Below are 15956 nucleotides of genomic sequence, written 5' to 3'. Positions count from 1 at the left end.
GTATCTTTCTTTTTTCTTTCAGTTTTATGCAGTTCGTTGACATTCGACAGAGGTAAATCTATAATAGAAACATTGTTTGTAAGAGTTTGAAAGGGCCAGAAGGAGACATGAGAATGAGTCAACGAAATAAAATTCAGCGCCTGCTGCGAAAAGGCGCTTTGGCAACTTGTTTATCCCTGTCAGTTGTGTGCAGCAGCTTATCGGCAGTTACAGCGTATGCAGGACCGGCGGATGATCCGGCAGCGGCAGCACCAGTGATCGGACCGGGCGGTCCGGGAACCACGAACGCGAATGCGGGACAGCAGGCGGATAATTCCTATTATAATCAGACGTTATCCAATCCGGTTGTCAATCCGGTGGACAAGTATTCCTATAGCCAGATGGTAAACGATATTTCGGCGCTGGCAAGCCGTTATCCGGGAACGGTGACAGTGAAATCGATCGGAAAATCGGCGGACGGACGTGATATCTACGATGTGATTGTCGGCAATCCGAACGCATCCAAGAAGATTCTGTTCCAGGGGGCGATTCATGCCAGAGAGTATATCGTTGTACCGCTGATGATGCAGCAGCTCGAGTATCTGGCAGCTGGATTTACGAATAATGGTACCTATATGACGCAACCGCTTTCTAACATATTGGGACAGGTGGCATTTCATTTTGTGCCGATGCTGAATCCGGATGGAGTCACGATCAGCCAGATGGGCGAGAATGGTATCCAGTCGGAGGAACTGCGCCAGACGATGCAGGCGGCGTACGCGGCGGACAAGGCATCCAGCCGGACAACGGTCAGCTATGAAGAGTATGTGAGACGCTGGAAGGCGAATGCACGCGGTGTCGATCTGAACTATAACTTTGCAGCAAACTGGGAGGGAATCAATGTGTCTTTAACCCATCCGTCTGCAAATGGTTATAAGGGAACCAACCCACTGTCAGAGCCGGAGAGCCAGGCAATCGCGAACTTGATTCAGGGAACGGGATTCAATGCGGTTATCAACTATCATGCGATGGGAAATGTGATTTACTGGGATACGCAGAACAACCAGAAAGCGGCAGAGTCCAAGGCGCTGGCAAACGCTGTTCATGCCTTGAATGGTTATTCCGTTCTTGGAAGCAAGGGCGTCGGCGGCTTGAAGGACTGGCTGCAGCAGGCAGCAGGCATCCCTGGTATCACGATCGAGGTAGGACGTTCCACCTGCCCGGTATCTTTCTCGGAATATCCGGCGATCTGGAACCAGAATAAGGCAGTCCCGGCAACGCTGGGATATTATGTGGCGACACATTGATGATGGAATAAAATGAAGATTAGATAGAAAAAGGATGTGCGACTGGAGTTGGAAGTGGTCGTGCATCCTTTTTTGTTGTGTAAGAATAAAGAGTTAGTGTTTGTGAGTTGGTTCACTATTTGGGTTATCAGTTCTTCCTATGAAATAAAAAATGCTCCGCGAGGATGCGCAGTGATTCTGATAGGAATATGTCAGCTTCGCTGACCAGAATCACGCGTCAAGTCTCACGGACGTTCGACTTGAAATGAAAAATTTTGCATGATTGACTTTGACGAATAAAATCCTTATAATAAAACCAAGAACAAAGAAACCAAGAAAACGAGAATACAAAGAAAAAATAGACATATAATAAAAAAGAGGGAGTGAAGCATGTCAACATCGGTAATAGAAAGAGGCAATACAAAGATGAATCGGAAAATTCTCAGTATTTCGTCCAAAAGGCAGGTGACGATTCCACAGAAGTTTTATCAGTTACTCGGTTTTGGGGATGAGGCAGAATGTGTGATGCGTGATGGAGAGCTGATTATTCGTCCTATTAAGGTATCGTCAGGCGGTGAATTTGCAGAACAGATTTTAGCAGAGCTGATCAGGGAAGGTTTATCTGGAGAAGAACTTCTGACAGAATTTAAAAAGCGTCAGGCGCAAATGAGACCGGCAGCGGAGGCGATGCTAACGAAAGCAGAAGAGATTGCAGAGGGAAAAGCAGATTATACAACTTATGAGGATATTTTTGGAATGGAGGATTAGTTTATGCTGCCAGTTCGATTTAATCCTCCTGCCGCAAAGTACATTAAGAAGCTGAAGGACAAGAAGTTAAAAAGACTTTATCAGGAGGCAGTTGATAAGATTTGTGAAGATTATACAGTTGGGGAACTAAAAACTGGAGATTTAGCCGGGTTTTATGGTTATGATATCTATTATAATAAAACGAATTATGAACTTGCATATACCGTTGAATGGGTAGATGGAGAAATGATAATCGTTGTTATGGCTGGAACAAGAGAAAATTTTTATGATGAATTGAAGCGTTACATAAAAAAGTGACATACTGGGAAAGAACGTGCGATTGAAAGTAGAGACTGACAATGACATGTTCTATTTTTGAGCATTTCCCTCTTTGCTTTGGAACAAATCGACAAAAACAGGAAACTAAAATTATACAAAATGGAAAATATACTCTTTTTATAAAAATATGGTTTGCAAATTCTGAAATACGATTTTATATAAAATCACAAAAGGGACATTAATTAGAGATGTACAACTGAACACCCGATAAAACAGGGCTGCCGTTATTCCTCAAACGGCAGCTCTTCTTTTCGCAAAAATGTCCGGATCGACTCGTCCCACTCGCGTTCCAGCGTCTTGTCTAACGTAAATTGGTTGAGCGACAGTCCGGTGACACAGCTTAAATGCTGGTTTTCATAATGAATATTTAAGAACAGTCCGCCGACCTGCTCCGGGAGCCATTGGCTTTTGCGGGCGGTCAGAAACTGTTCGGTGGCAGCCTTCGGAAGCTTCAAAATGATGGAGAAGCGCTCCGGAAGCTTTTTTCCTTTTATGAGGGAAAAACAGAACGGGCGCAGAGTTTTCCAGGTTGAATATTCTTCAATCTGCCCCTCGGCACGCTCTTCTTCGGAATAAAAGCTTTTATGGACGCGTCCGTCGATGGAGAAGGTGTTGAACGTCACGATCTCCGCTTCCTTGAGCAGAAAGCGGTCAAATGTCTCTCCGATGAACAGTTTCTTGGTAAATAATTTTATATCACAGATATTGCAGGCAATCATATGTGTCCTCGCTGAGATGGTAAATTCGTTATTTTCTGTGCAATGTAGAAACAATAACGTAGATTCTATTTTATCGCAGGCGGGAAGGGGACGCAAGTGACTTCTTATTGGCAAGACGGAGAATTTTAAAATCTTATTAGCACTCAACAAAAATGAGTGCTAATTTTCTATTGACATCTTGGAACGCTGGTATTAAAATAAGAGTCACGGTGATGGAAAATCACAAAAAAAGAATTTTACAAGCGTATATTTATGTAGCTGGATAGCAGGATTGGACGCGGCAGAGCGAAACTGCCAGACTCCATTTCCGGGAGCGGATATCCACTGTATTTTGCAATCAAAAGGAGTGTATAGATATGGCAGCAAAAACAGGAAGTTTATCAATCAACAGCGAGAATATTTTCCCGATCATTAAGAAATGGCTTTATTCCGATCATGATATTTTCTATCGTGAGCTGATTTCCAATGGATGCGACGCGATCACGAAGCTGAAAAAGCTGGCGCTGATGGGCGAGTACGAGGAGCCGGAGGATACGGAGTATAAGATTCAGGTTACCGTCAATTCCGAGGACAAGACCATCACCGTCGAGGATAATGGTATCGGTATGACCGCCGAGGAAGTGGAAGAGTATATCAACCAGATCGCATTTTCCGGTGCACAGGATTTCCTGGCAAAATATAAGGACAAGGCAAATGAAGACCAGATCATCGGTCATTTTGGTTTAGGTTTCTATTCTGCATTCATGGTAGCGGACAAGGTTACCATCGATACCCGTTCGTACAAGAAAGATGCAGAGCCGGTTCACTGGGAGTCCGAGGGCGGCACTGAGTTTGCGATGGATAAGGGCGATAAGGAAGGCAATGGTACCAAGATTGTCCTTTATTTAAATGAAGACAGCACCGAGTTCTGCAATGAGTACCGCGCACGTGAAGTCATCCAGAAGTACTGCTCTTTCATGCCGGTTGAGATTTATCTGGAAAATGCAACGGCAGAGCCGGAGTATGAGACGATCGAGAAGGATCAGCTGACCGACAAGGACACCATCGTTGAGACGGTGGTCGAGGAAGCGAAGACCGAGGAGAAGGAGAAAGAGGACGGCACGAAAGAGACCGTGGAGGTATCTCCGAGAATCGAGAAGTATAAGATTCTGAAACGCCCGGTGGCACTGAATGACATTCATCCGCTGTGGAACAAGCATCCGAACGAGTGCACCGAGGAAGAGTACAAAGAATTTTACCGCAAGGTATTTATGGATTACAAGGAACCGCTGTTCTGGATTCACCTGAACATGGATTATCCGTTCAACCTGAAAGGAATCCTGTACTTCCCGAAGATCAACATGGAGTATGAGAGCATCGAGGGCACCATCAAGCTGTACAATAACCAGGTATTTATCGCGGATAATATCAAGGAGGTCATTCCAGAGTTCCTGATGCTCTTAAAGGGTGTGATCGATTGCCCGGATCTGCCGCTGAACGTATCCAGAAGTGCGCTGCAGAATGATGGATTTGTAAAGAAGATTTCCGATTACATCACCAAGAAGGTAGCGGACAAGCTGACCGGTATGTGCAAGACAGACCGCGAGACGTACGAGAAATATTGGGACGATATTGCACCGTTCATCAAATTTGGCTGCTTAAAGGATCAGAAGTTTGCCGAGAAGATGGATGAATACATTATCTACAAGAATCTGAACGGCAAGTATCTGACGCTGAAGGACTGCATGGATAAGGCGAAAGAGGAAGGTCATGAGAACCAGATCTACTACGTAACCAATGAGAAAGAGCAGAGCCAGTACATCAACATGTTCAAGGCAAACGGACAGGATGCGATTATCATGTCTCACAGCATCGACAATCCGTTCATCAGTCAGGAGGAGCAGAAGCACGAGAATCTGAAATTCCTGCGTATTGATGCCGATGTCAATGACACGCTGCGCGAGGAAGTGAAGGAAGAGGACAAGGAAGCGCTCAAGAAACAGGAAGAGACGCTGACAGAGACCTTCAAGAAAGCACTGGGCGATGATAAGCTGCAGGTAAAGGTTGAGAAGCTGAAGGATGCTGAGATTTCTTCGATGATCACCCTGTCGGAGGAAACACGCCGTATGCAGGATATGATGAAGATGTACAACATGGGCATGGACGCGTCGATGTTCGGCGGCAGCGGTCAGGTGCTGGTACTCAACGCGAACAACAAGCTCGTTCAGTACGTCTTAGAGCACACGGATAGCGAGAATACGCCGAAGATCTGCGAACAGCTCTACGACCTGGCACAGCTCAGCCACGGTTCCCTGACACCGGAGCGCATGACGAAGTTTATCGCACGGTCGAATGAGATTATGGGTATGATGCTGAACTAAGGGCGTCTGGTTTAGGACTGTTTTATATAGGAAAATATGTTAAAATATCATATATAATATAATAACGGAGCTGCTGCACGTAAATGTGGCAGCTCTTTTATTACCTGTCGTAAGAGAGCAAATGGGATTCACTATTTCACGAATTTAGTATTTATGATAGAATAGGAGCACTTAGCAAGTTTTTTTCAGATTTGACGGGGAGGTGCGTGTATGTTTGGAATCGGAGGATGGAAACAGGTTGGCGCGACGTTTGATATGAAACGGCAGGCGGCGATCCGGGAGCAGCTGGAACAGGCGGGAATTGAGTATCAGGTCAAGGTGCAGAATCGTCTGAAATCGGGTGTGCTTTCCGGCAATCAGCGGGCGAGGCTGGGAAGTGCGGGAGAAAATGCGGCATCGGAACGGGAATATCTGTTTTATGTGCAGAAAGCAGAGGAGGAAAAGGCGCGCCGTGTGATAGAAAGCGCCGGAAGATAAAACAGGTATTTTCTGGGAATGAAAGACCTGAATGACGAAGGAGAGAAAATGGGAGAGGGAAACTGGAACGAATCGGATCTTTGGCAGTGGGAGGCAGATGAAAATGGTCTGCAAACGGAACCTGAGCTGCAGAATGCGGTTCAGAGTCCGAAACAAATCCGAAAAACCTGCCGCCGCGAGGTGCGCCGTGTCTGCAATGTCCTCGGCTGGGCGCTGGCATTTTTCAGCGTGATGACGGTGCTTGTCAGCATACTTCTGGAAGTGGCCGGAAACGTATGGGCGGACGGAGGCGTGATCAGTACGTTTTTGAACCGGATGGTAAATGCAGCGTGGTATGAGGACGGCGGAAGCACGCTGGTCATCTATGCGCTGGTTCTTCCATTCGTATTTTTAATTCTGCGCCTTGTCCCGGAAGAACGGGCAGAGAAAATGAAGATTAGTTTCCTGCAGTTCTGTATGTTTTTTATTTTGGCACAGGGATTTGGAACTATCTTTAACCTGCTGGGAAATGCAATCAATGATGCGGTGGCGGCAAGTAGCGGCGGCGATGCATCCGCGATGAACCCGGTCAACGAGATGCTGGATTCGCTCTCGCCGGTAATGATTTTATATGTAGGGTTTTTAGGACCCATTATTGAGGAATATATCTTTCGATGGAAACTCTTAAACCGATTGCGCCGTTTTGACGATAAGGCGGCGATTACCTACACGGCGCTGATGTTTGGTCTGATGCACGGAAATGTGACGCAGTTTCTCTATGCGGCGGTGATTGGCGTGGTTCTGGGATATGTGGCGGTGAAGACGGGACGGATGCGTTATAATTGTCTGCTGCATATTCTGATCAACAGCTGGTCGTTAGTGATAGCGATGCTTGGAACACAGGATACGCTGCTGCCGCTGTTTATCACGTTTCTGATGACCGGGTTTATGGGCTGCACGATCATCGGGGCGTTTGTTCTGCTGATTTTCAATTTCCGGAAAATCCGGCTGTCCGATGGGGCACTCCCAGAGGGAGTGAAATTCCGCAATATATGTGGGGCAATGTATGGGAATCTCGGAACAGTGGCATTTATTCTGGTAAGTTTGATTACGATGGCGTTTTTCTTGTCGAGATGATGTGGTGGTCAGTTGCTGTTCACAAGTAGGCACTTTTGGAGGTGAAAGTGCCGTAAGATAACGTGGTGGCAGCAGGAATTAGTTGTATTTAAATGCGAAGCCACGGTAAAATCTGTTACTGGGCACGTGTGCGTGAACAGTAACACTGTTCATGTGTTTGTCATGTATTTCAGCATGTATTTCACGGGATTATGCTTGACTTCCTACTGTGTGATTACTATAATAAATAGTAATGAATACTACGTGATGTGAATTGCGTAACGGGAGGACGTTATGTTATATAAAATTATTGGTGACAGCTGCATGGATTTGACGGAGGAACTGAAATTGGATCCGCATTTTCAGATGATTCCGCTGACCCTTCAGATAGGGGATTACAAGGTAACGGATGATGAGACATTTAACCAGAAGGAGTTTCTGGCAAAGGTAAAGGCAAGTCCCGAGTGCCCGAAGACGGCGTGTCCATCGCCGGAGAGCTTCAAGGAAGCATTTGAGGGCGAGGCAGAATATATTTTCGTGGTAACGCTTTCGAACCATCTGAGCGGTTGCTACAACTCGGCGGCTTTGGCAAAACGCCTTTATGAGGAAGAGAACGGAACGGACGGGAAGAAGATTGCAGTCATTGATTCCCTGTCGGCGTCGGCGGGCGAGTTAAATATTGCGCTGTTCATCCGGGATCTGTGCGAGAAAGGTCTTCCGTTTGAGGAGATCTGCAGGCAGACGGAGGCATATCGGGATTCGATGAACACGTATTTCGTCATTGAGACGCTTGATTTCTTAAAGAAAAATGGCCGTCTGACCGGTTTGACGGCTTTTATCGCGTCGGCGCTGAATATCAAGCCGGTTATGGGCGCGGACAGCGGTACGATCATCAAGCTTGATCAGGCGCGCGGCATGACCCGGGCGCTCGACCGGATGGCGGAGATTGCGTGCAAAGAGGGCGGCGATACCGCAAGCAAACGTCTGGTGATCGCACACTGTAATAACCCGGAACGTGCTGAGCACGTGAAAGAGATCATGTGTAAACGGGCAAACTTCCGTGAGGTAGTGATCACGAATACGGCTGGCGTTGCAACCGTATATGCGGGAGACGGCGGAATCATTATGACACTGTAGGGAGAAAGAGTGGGTGATGACAGCTGGAAAGGTGGAAAACGCCGGACAGCTGCGATTGATTGAGGAAAAATGAAGCATACATTTTTTAGTAAATGCACGAAAATGCCGTTCAGATACCGGACGGCATTTCTTTTATCTAGAATTGGAAATTTGACAATTTTGGCAGGAATGACGCTTTTGCTTGGCGGATGCCAGGCGGGAGGTTCCATATGGAAAGAGACAATCTCATTGGAGCCAAAAGACAAAACGGTATCGGAAGAAACGCTTGATCCGGAAACAGATATAGACGGGCAGGTGGAGTCAGAACAGGTAGATGGCGCGGAACTGGGGGTGGAAATGCAGGGGCAGGACGAATCTGGCAAACTTGAGTCAGAACCGGGAGAAAATGATTCAAATGAGTGTTCGCTTCTGTTTGCCGGAGATATCTATTTTTCCAACCATGTTTTAAATGCCTACGACCGTGTGGGAGGTATCGGTGGCGTCCTCGGAGAAAGTTTGCGGGAGACGATCGCGGAGTCTGATATTTTTATGGCAAACCTGGAATTTCCGTTCAGCGACCGGGGAACACAGGCGGCGGATAAACAGTTTACGTTCCGGGTATCGCCGTCCCGCGTGTCTATTTTACAGGAGATCGGACCAGACATCGTGACGGTGGCGAACAACCATGCGCTAGATTACGGCACGGACGCACTGCTGGACACGTGCGATACGCTGGACAGTGCCGGGATTTTGCATGTTGGGGCGGGAAAAAATCTGGAAGAGGCGAAACAGCCGCAGATCATTGAGAAAAATGGAAAAAAGATTGGTTTTCTGGGCGCGTCGCGCGTCTTTCCGACGGGCGGATGGGCGGCAGGATCGTCGCATCCGGGCATGTTTTCGGCGTATGACACGGCTTCGGTCGTGCAGGAGATCCAGAAGGTAAAGAAAGAGTGTGATTATCTGGTTGTCTATGTCCACTGGGGTATCGAGCGGAACACGCAGCCAGAGGCGTACCAGCGGGAGATGGGACATCAATACATCGACGCGGGCGCTGATCTGGTGGTTGGCAGCCATCCACATGTGCTGCAGGGGATTGAGCTGTATCATGGAAAATGGATTCTGTACAGTCTTGGAAATTTTGTGTTCGGAAGCTCGATTCCGGAGACAATGCTGGTGCAGGCGTCGGTAGATGCACAGGGAGAGACGGCGCTTTCGATTGTGCCTGCAACTTCATCCGCCGGATATACGAGAGAGCTGGACGTGGGGAAGAAAGAGGCGTTTTACCAGAAGATACAGGGGCTTTCGGACGGCGTGCAGATTGATGAGAATGGAAAGGTGCAGGTGCAGTAAAATCAATTCGTGAAATCCTGCCCCTGAAAACACCCGCTTTCCCTCAGTGCCTTGGAAAACGTATTCAAAAACGCCCGCTTATTTCCACTCCATTCCGGTGCGACCAGCAATTTTTTCGGTCCATCGCCGCTGATCCGGTGGATGACCATATCGGGCGGCAGCAGGCGGATACATTCGATCAGCAGCTCAATGTATTCGTCCATTGAAAAGATCGGAAAAGGTGCTTGTTCGTAGAGCTCTGCCAGCTTCGTGCCGCGTAAAATGTGGAGAAGCTGAAGTTTGATGCCGTCGATGGCGGGCTGGAAATCGGCCAGATAGCGGACGGTATCGAGCATCTGGGCTTTCGTTTCATCAGGCAGCCCCAGAATGACATGGACGATGACGGTCAGACCGGCGGCTTTCAGTTCACGGACGGCATTTTCAAAGACCGGGAGGGAATAACCGCGCTGGATGCGCGCGGCACTTTCCTCATGGATGGTCTGAAGTCCCAGTTCCACCCAGACCGGTTTTCGACGGTTTAAGCGGGCGAGAAGCTCCATGACATCCGGCGGCAGGCAGTCCGGGCGAGTTCCGATGGACAGAGCAGCCACATCCGGGTGGGCGATTGCTTCGGAAAAAAGCGGCTCCAGATAGGAGACAGGCGCATAGGTATTTGTGTAGGACTGGAAATATGCGACATATTTTCCACCCTTTATTTTATTTGCGACACGCGTCTTTGCCGCTTCGATCTGTTCGGTCACGGAGGTGTGAGCCGGCTCTGCAAAATCGCCGGAACCGCCGTGGCTGCAGAAAATGCAGCCGCCCGTTCCCAGCGTACCGTCCCGGTTGGGACAGGTCATGCCGCCGTCGAGCGCCAGCTTGTAAATTTTCTGCCCAAATTGGTCTTTCAGCCATGCATTTAACGAATAGTAAGGGCGGCCGTCGGAGTAGCGGCGGGGTGGAACAGAAAATGACCGACCATTGGAGGCGGCGGGGGTATGATGAAAATTTTCAGGTAATGATATATGGGATTGAGTCGTTGATTTCATAGGAACTCCTGTGTTTTAATCAAAAATAGTAACTGAACAGTTGCCAAAAATATTACATATAAATGAAAGCTTACCAGAACCACAGCATTTTGTAAACACACGAAAGAATATCGTATTGAGGCATTTTGAGGAAAATGATATAATGAGCGCAGAAGAAAAGAATGCGGCTGCGAAGCAGACATATTCTTTTCTTGCGCCATTAACGAACGAACAGCCATGCGAAGCAGGGCGGTAGAGCGCGATAGCGCGGGTTCGTGAGTTATGATATAATACATACAAGAAGTCAGATTGAATCAAAATGTCTGAAATCATAACCATATATATAAAGGAAACAATTGTTCACGGGTAGGCACTTTTGGAACCGAAAGTGCTGTAAGAAAACGTGGTGGCAGCAGGAATTTGCCGTATTAAAATGCGAAGCCACGGCAAATTCCGTTACTGGGCACGTATGCGTGAACAGTAACAAACAATTTGGGGAAAAGGAGAAGGAATATGTCAGTCAAAGAAACACTGAAACAGCTGGAATCTGAGAAAACGAAAGTGCTGATGGCAGAATTATACGGGGCGGAGAAAGCGGAGGAGAACCGGGCGCGTTACCGCTATGTGGCAGAGCACTTTGAAAAAACATATGGGGAACGCGATATCAAGCTGTTTACTTCCCCGGGACGGACGGAGATCAGCGGCAACCACACCGATCACAATCATGGCAAGGTGCTGGCGGGCAGCATCAACCTGGACTGCGTCGGAGCGGCGTCACCGAACGGAACCGACACGATCCGCATTTTAAGTGAGACATTTCATCAAAATTTCAGCATCCATTTAAGTGACCTGAAACCGAGCGCGGGTATGAGCGGCACCATCGACCTGACAAAGGGCATTTTAAAGGGTTTTGAGGAGAGAGGATACAAGGTCGGCGGATTTGACGCATACATTACCAGCAATGTTATCAGCGCGGCGGGCGTCAGCTCTTCGGCTTCCTATGAGATGCTGATCTGCTCTATGTTAAATACGATGTTCAATGAGGGCAAGATGGACGTTGTCACCTACGCGCACATCGGAAAATATGCAGAAAACAAGTTCTGGAACAAGGCGTCCGGACTGCTCGACCAGATGGCGTGCGCGGTCGGCGGTCTGATTACGATCGATTTCAAAAACCCGGAAGCGCCGGTTGTGGAGAAGATTGATTTTGATTTTGGTGCACAGGATCATAGCCTGATGATTGTAAATACGGGAAAAGGTCACGCGGATCTGAGTGCAGATTATTCTTCTGTTCCGAACGAGATGAAGAAAGTAGCGCAGTATTTTGGCAAAGAGGTATGCGCGGAGATTTCCGAGGAAGAGGTGATCGAAAATCTGCCGGAAGTCCGTGCATTTGCGGGTGATCGCTCTGTGATGCGTGCATTCCATTTCTTTGAGGAAAATAAGAGAGTAGAGCAGGAAGTAAAGGCGCTCCTCGAAAATGATTTTGCAGCCTTTTTGGAGGGAATCACTGCTTCGGGCAATTCTTCCTGGAAATGGCTTCAGAATGTATACACGACTGCCAACGTGCAGGAGCAGGGCATCAGCATTGCGCTGGCGCTGACAGAGCTGTTTATTGCGAAAAAAGGACGCGGCGCGTGCCGGGTTCATGGCGGCGGATTTGCCGGTGTCATCATGGCGATGATTCCGAATGATCTGGTGGACGAGTATACAGAATATATTGAAAATGCGATCGGAGAGGGCAATGTATACCGCATGAGCATCCGCCCGCACGGCGCGATCTGCGTGAGCGAGCGCATCTAAAAATTGGGACCTGGAAAGGCGGTGGAATTTATGGGAAATAAAAATCTGATTATCACAATCGAGAGGGAGTACGGAAGCGGAGGACGTATTGTGGGACGCAAGCTGGCAGAGGAGCTGGGGCTTCATTTCTACGACGATGAGATCTTAAAGATGGCGTCGGAGAAGAGTGCGGTCGGAGAGGAATTTTTCCGTTTAGCGGATGAGAAAGCGGGAAACAACCTGCTTCACCGTCTGACTGGCGCGAAGAAGGCAGATGTGTTCGGAAAGCCGTCCCTGAAAGGCGATGTGACATCGCCGGATAACCTGTTTAAATTCCAGGCGATGGTGATGCGGGAGCTGGCAGAACAGGAACCGTGCGTATTTGTAGGTCGTGCGGCTGGCTATGTGCTGGATCAGGACGAGGAGATCGAAAATCTGATCCGCATCTTTGTCTATGCCGACCGTGTGCGCCGCGTGCAGCGCGTTATGGAAGTAGACTGCATCAGTGAAGAAAGAGCGAAGAAGCGCATCCGGAAGATTGAGAATGAGCGGAAGAATTATTATAAATATTTTACCGGAAATGACTGGAAAAATATGAAGAACTACGATCTTCCGATCAATACGACCCGCCTCGGACTGGACGAGACGGCGGAGCTGATCAAGGAATATGTGAAGCTGCGCGGGTATATGAAGTAGGGAAAAATGAAAACAACCTGTCTGTGATGCAGGCTAAAAATTTCAGTTGAAGATTGTAGGAAGCAGGGCAGATTTGGAAGATGAGAAGTGCCAGCGGATCGCCAGCTCAATCAGCTCCCAGAATGCTGGGAGAGTGATTCCGGCATTCTGAATTTTCCTTTGACGACAGTAGAATCATTACGAGCTTATTACAAATTATTTACGGTTTGAAGTGGCATATTGACGGTCAAAATGGAAAAATGATACAATGATTTCAGAAAGAAAGGGGGCAAAAGCATGAGAAATGCATCTGAATTTAGGCAAATGGCGCGTGAGACACTGCGCGGAAACTGGAAACTTGCGATGGGAACGGGATTAGCAGCGTCCCTGATTGGTGCGGAGATTGCCGATACGGCGCCAAATGGAATATCAGAGCTGCAAAAAGTGATACAGGCACGACCGGAAGTGAAGAATGTGCTGACGCAGGTATTTCTGATGCGCAGCATGCTTCTGCCCTTGGTGCTTTTGCTTATCTGGGGCTTGATGGTGGTTATTATTGGAGGTGCGGGGCAGATGGGATACGCCCGTTTCCATCTGAATCTGGCAGAGAAAAAGGAAGCATCCTTTTCTGATTTATTTTCCCAGTTTTCGCGGATCACAGATGGCGTGGCGATGGTATTTGTGCGCGGCTTTTATATATTTTGCTGGACCTGCCTGTTTTTCGTTCCGGGTTTCATAAAGACGTACAGCTATGCGATGACACCATATGTGCTGATGGAACATCCAGAATATTCCGCCAACGAGGCGATCACCGAGTCGCGCCGCCTGATGGATGGGAAAAAATGGAATTTATTCTGCCTGACCTTTAGCTTTATCGGCTGGCGGTTGATCTGCAGCATTCAATATATAATACCAGCGGTTCTTTTGTATACACAGGGAAGGCTCAGCGGTGTGACCGTGCTGTTTCTGGTAGGGCTGATGGGACCGCTCAATATTGGCTATCTGTTTCTGCGCCCATATGAGGAGGCGGCATTTGCGGCATTTTATAGGGACGTGCGGGATGAGAAGAGGGAAATAGAAGAGATAGAGATGCGGGATAAGTGGAGTGAGAATGAGCCGGAGGAAAGTGAAAATGCGTGAACTCTGTCTGTACAAAAATGAAATCATTTGCATAGAACTGTGCTTGTGTAAGGATAGACGGAACAATAAAAATCTTTGAAAATCAAATTGGCGAAAGCCCAAAATAAGAATCTGTAATCAAAAATTTCCTCAGAAAGTGGTCAAAATGAAAGCTTTCTGAGGAGTTTTTTTGAGTTGTATTATTTATTTTGTTTTAGTCCATCCGTGCTTTCTCAGACAGCAAATGTTTCTGGCAATAGAAGAATGCCGGAATCAGAAATGCATCGGCGAGCAGCCATGCAAGCGGCGAGGCAAAACAGATGATGATGTAGCCAAAGATCGGTACCAGCAGGAAGCCGACCATGGCGCGGGCGATCATTTCGCAGACACCTGCCAGGATGGCGAGCAGGCTGTAGCCCATTCCCTGAATCGTGAAACGCCATACATTGACGATTGTCAGAGGTATGTAGAACAGGGAGTTGAAGGTCAGGAACTGGTGCGCCTGATGGATTACAACTGTTTCCGAGGCATCGACGAAGAGAAGCGGAATCACGCCGCCAAACACGGTCAGCACGATGCACGCCGCAATGGAGTAGATGCCGCCGATGAGAGTCGCGGACCGGACGCCCTGGCGGATGCGGTCTACCTTTCCGGCACCGGCGTTCTGTCCGGCGTAGGTTGCCATCGTGCCGCCCAGCGCGTCAAACGGGCAGCAGAAGAACATGCCGATCTTCTGACCTGCGGTGACGGAGGCAACCGCGATGGAACCTAAGGAGTTGATGGCAGTCTGGATGACAACCGAGCCGATCGCGGTAATCGAATACTGGAGTCCCATCGGCACACCCATTTTGCAGAGAATGTAAATGTGTCTGCCGCTGATGCGCGTTTCCTCATGGTGCATATGCAGGATTTCAAATTTTTTCTTCATATAGATCAGGCAGAGAATACCGGATACTGCCTGAGAGATAACAGTTGCATAGGCAGCTCCGGCGGTGCCGGTTCCGATCTGTACGATGAAAAGCAGATCCAGCGCAATGTTTAAAAGGCTGGATAAAATCAGGAAATAGACCGGCGTTTTGGAGTCGCCGAGCGCACGGATGATGCCCGCCAGCGTATTGTACAGGTAGGTTGCCGGAATACCGGCGAATACGAAGAAAATGTAGCTGTACGCGCCGTCAATGATATTGTCCGGCGTCTGCATCCAGACGAGAATCTGGCGTGTCATCAGGCAGACGATCACGGTCATGACCACGGCAAAACAGGAGGCGATCCATCCGGCATTAGCGACGAAACGGCGCATGTCCTTGTAATCCTGTGCGCCGAACCGCTGTGCAACCGGAATGGAAAACCCGGTGCAGACGCCGATGACGAAACCGTTAATCATAAAGTTGATGGCGGAGGTGGAACCGACCGAAGCCAGTGCATCGACACCGAGAAATTTTCCAACAATGATCGTATCGACCATGCTGTAAAACTGCTGGAACAGAAGTCCCATCAGCATCGGAACCGCAAAGCCCAGAATCAGCTTTGCCGGGCTCCCGTTTGTCATATCTTTTATGGTAGAGCGTTGCGAAGAGCGGCTCATGGAAAAACCATCCTTTCTAAAAAACGATTATAAAACTCTGAGAGTAGATTTTATAAGAAATACATAAAATTGGCAATCCGAAAAGTCACGAAAAAAAATAAAATAGAGACACTTTTTTTGTGATATAGAAGCGGGCTGGTCAGCACGCGGTATTTTACAATCAGTGACATACATGGTATCATAACGGGTAGAGTGATTTTTATTTCATAGGAAATTACGTCCTATGAAACAAAAAACGCTTCGCGAGGATGCGCACTCGCGCGAAGCAGAAACATGTCGCAAGCGACCGCGCTCGGCGCGAGAATGTGCCAAGGCACATT

Annotated in this window: 14 protein-coding genes; 11 read left to right on the top strand and 3 right to left on the bottom strand. The window is 48.1% G+C overall.

Annotation, left to right across the window (positions count from 1 at the left end):
- Positions 1–113 precede the first annotated feature (113 nt).
- The 3 genes from DXD12_RS10650 to DXD12_RS10640 all read left to right on the top strand — a co-directional run bounded on the left by DXD12_RS10650 (position 114) and on the right by DXD12_RS10640 (position 2330).
- On the top strand, positions 114–1286 hold the full coding sequence (locus DXD12_RS10650) for a M14 family zinc carboxypeptidase (protein ID WP_118638342.1): 1173 nt from the start codon (positions 114–116) through the stop codon (positions 1284–1286).
- A gap of 405 nt (positions 1287–1691) precedes the next feature.
- Positions 1692–2033, top strand: a complete 342-nt coding sequence (locus tag DXD12_RS10645) for an AbrB/MazE/SpoVT family DNA-binding domain-containing protein (protein WP_242995823.1) — start codon at positions 1692–1694, stop codon at positions 2031–2033.
- A 3-nt stretch (positions 2034–2036) separates the two neighbouring features.
- Positions 2037–2330: a type II toxin-antitoxin system RelE/ParE family toxin gene (locus tag DXD12_RS10640; RefSeq protein ID WP_117796877.1), complete on the top strand. Its 294-nt coding sequence runs from the start codon at positions 2037–2039 to the stop codon at positions 2328–2330.
- 245 nt (positions 2331–2575) lie between these two features.
- Here DXD12_RS10640 and DXD12_RS10635 read toward each other — a convergent pair whose 3' ends face one another.
- Positions 2576–3070, bottom strand: a complete 495-nt coding sequence (locus tag DXD12_RS10635) for a DUF5721 family protein (RefSeq protein ID WP_107001332.1) — start codon at positions 3068–3070, stop codon at positions 2576–2578.
- Positions 3071–3426: 356 nt separating this feature from the next.
- On the opposite strand from DXD12_RS10635, the gene htpG reads away from it, so the two are divergent.
- The 5 genes from htpG to DXD12_RS10610 all read left to right on the top strand — a co-directional run bounded on the left by htpG (position 3427) and on the right by DXD12_RS10610 (position 9468).
- Complete coding sequence (gene htpG, locus DXD12_RS10630; RefSeq protein ID WP_118638341.1) at positions 3427–5430, top strand: molecular chaperone HtpG; 2004 nt, start codon at positions 3427–3429, stop codon at positions 5428–5430.
- Between the two features lie 210 nt (positions 5431–5640).
- Positions 5641–5907: a DUF2007 domain-containing protein gene (locus tag DXD12_RS10625; protein WP_118473033.1), complete on the top strand. Its 267-nt coding sequence runs from the start codon at positions 5641–5643 to the stop codon at positions 5905–5907.
- 48 nt (positions 5908–5955) lie between these two features.
- Complete coding sequence (locus DXD12_RS10620) at positions 5956–7023, top strand: type II CAAX endopeptidase family protein (RefSeq protein WP_182457065.1); 1068 nt, start codon at positions 5956–5958, stop codon at positions 7021–7023.
- Between the two features lie 273 nt (positions 7024–7296).
- A complete protein-coding gene (locus DXD12_RS10615; protein WP_118638339.1) occupies positions 7297–8139 on the top strand; it encodes a DegV family protein in 843 nt (280 codons plus the stop codon).
- Positions 8140–8307: 168 nt separating this feature from the next.
- Positions 8308–9468 (top strand): CapA family protein, encoded by a 1161-nt coding sequence (locus tag DXD12_RS10610; RefSeq protein ID WP_347561386.1) that lies wholly within the window; start codon positions 8308–8310, stop codon positions 9466–9468.
- Positions 9469–9470: 2 nt separating this feature from the next.
- Here DXD12_RS10610 and DXD12_RS10605 read toward each other — a convergent pair whose 3' ends face one another.
- A complete protein-coding gene (locus tag DXD12_RS10605; protein ID WP_118629939.1) occupies positions 9471–10496 on the bottom strand; it encodes a TIGR01212 family radical SAM protein in 1026 nt (341 codons plus the stop codon).
- A 492-nt stretch (positions 10497–10988) separates the two neighbouring features.
- Between DXD12_RS10605 and DXD12_RS10600 the strand changes: the two genes are divergently transcribed.
- From DXD12_RS10600 to DXD12_RS10590, 3 genes are all read left to right on the top strand, one after another.
- Positions 10989–12278, top strand: coding sequence for a galactokinase family protein (locus DXD12_RS10600; protein ID WP_118638337.1), 1290 nt, complete (start codon positions 10989–10991; stop codon positions 12276–12278).
- A gap of 30 nt (positions 12279–12308) precedes the next feature.
- Positions 12309–12953, top strand: coding sequence for a cytidylate kinase-like family protein (locus DXD12_RS10595; protein ID WP_107001503.1), 645 nt, complete (start codon positions 12309–12311; stop codon positions 12951–12953).
- A 276-nt stretch (positions 12954–13229) separates the two neighbouring features.
- A complete protein-coding gene (locus tag DXD12_RS10590; RefSeq protein WP_118638336.1) occupies positions 13230–14072 on the top strand; it encodes a DUF975 family protein in 843 nt (280 codons plus the stop codon).
- A 193-nt stretch (positions 14073–14265) separates the two neighbouring features.
- Here DXD12_RS10590 and DXD12_RS10585 read toward each other — a convergent pair whose 3' ends face one another.
- Entirely contained in the window at positions 14266–15636 is a 1371-nt protein-coding gene (locus DXD12_RS10585) for an MATE family efflux transporter (protein ID WP_118468501.1), read from the bottom strand.
- Positions 15637–15956 lie beyond the last annotated feature (320 nt).

Source organism: Clostridium sp. TF11-13AC (genome assembly GCF_003481065.1).
Lineage (GTDB): Bacteria > Bacillota > Clostridia > Lachnospirales > Lachnospiraceae > Otoolea > Otoolea fessa.
The sequence above is the reverse complement of the archived record's forward strand: the minus strand, read 5'-3'. Positions and strand labels throughout refer to the sequence as shown.

Excerpts from the sequence above, each read along its gene's own strand:
- DXD12_RS10645 (WP_242995823.1), top strand. The coding sequence starts at position 1,692 with ATGAATCGGAAAATTCTCAGTATTTCGTCCAAAAGGCAGGTGACGATT.
- DXD12_RS10600 (WP_118638337.1), top strand. The coding sequence starts at position 10,989 with ATGTCAGTCAAAGAAACACTGAAACAGCTGGAATCTGAGAAAACGAAA.
- DXD12_RS10585 (WP_118468501.1), bottom strand. The coding sequence starts at position 15,636 with ATGAGCCGCTCTTCGCAACGCTCTACCATAAAAGATATGACAAACGGG.
- DXD12_RS10610 (WP_347561386.1), top strand. The coding sequence starts at position 8,308 with ATGACGCTTTTGCTTGGCGGATGCCAGGCGGGAGGTTCCATATGGAAA.
- htpG (WP_118638341.1), top strand. The coding sequence starts at position 3,427 with ATGGCAGCAAAAACAGGAAGTTTATCAATCAACAGCGAGAATATTTTC.
- DXD12_RS10635 (WP_107001332.1), bottom strand. The coding sequence starts at position 3,070 with ATGATTGCCTGCAATATCTGTGATATAAAATTATTTACCAAGAAACTG.
- DXD12_RS10590 (WP_118638336.1), top strand. The coding sequence starts at position 13,230 with ATGAGAAATGCATCTGAATTTAGGCAAATGGCGCGTGAGACACTGCGC.
- DXD12_RS10620 (WP_182457065.1), top strand. The coding sequence starts at position 5,956 with ATGGGAGAGGGAAACTGGAACGAATCGGATCTTTGGCAGTGGGAGGCA.
- DXD12_RS10650 (WP_118638342.1), top strand. The coding sequence starts at position 114 with ATGAGTCAACGAAATAAAATTCAGCGCCTGCTGCGAAAAGGCGCTTTG.
- DXD12_RS10625 (WP_118473033.1), top strand. The coding sequence starts at position 5,641 with ATGTTTGGAATCGGAGGATGGAAACAGGTTGGCGCGACGTTTGATATG.
- DXD12_RS10595 (WP_107001503.1), top strand. The coding sequence starts at position 12,309 with ATGGGAAATAAAAATCTGATTATCACAATCGAGAGGGAGTACGGAAGC.
- DXD12_RS10605 (WP_118629939.1), bottom strand. The coding sequence starts at position 10,496 with ATGAAATCAACGACTCAATCCCATATATCATTACCTGAAAATTTTCAT.
- DXD12_RS10615 (WP_118638339.1), top strand. The coding sequence starts at position 7,297 with ATGTTATATAAAATTATTGGTGACAGCTGCATGGATTTGACGGAGGAA.
- DXD12_RS10640 (WP_117796877.1), top strand. The coding sequence starts at position 2,037 with ATGCTGCCAGTTCGATTTAATCCTCCTGCCGCAAAGTACATTAAGAAG.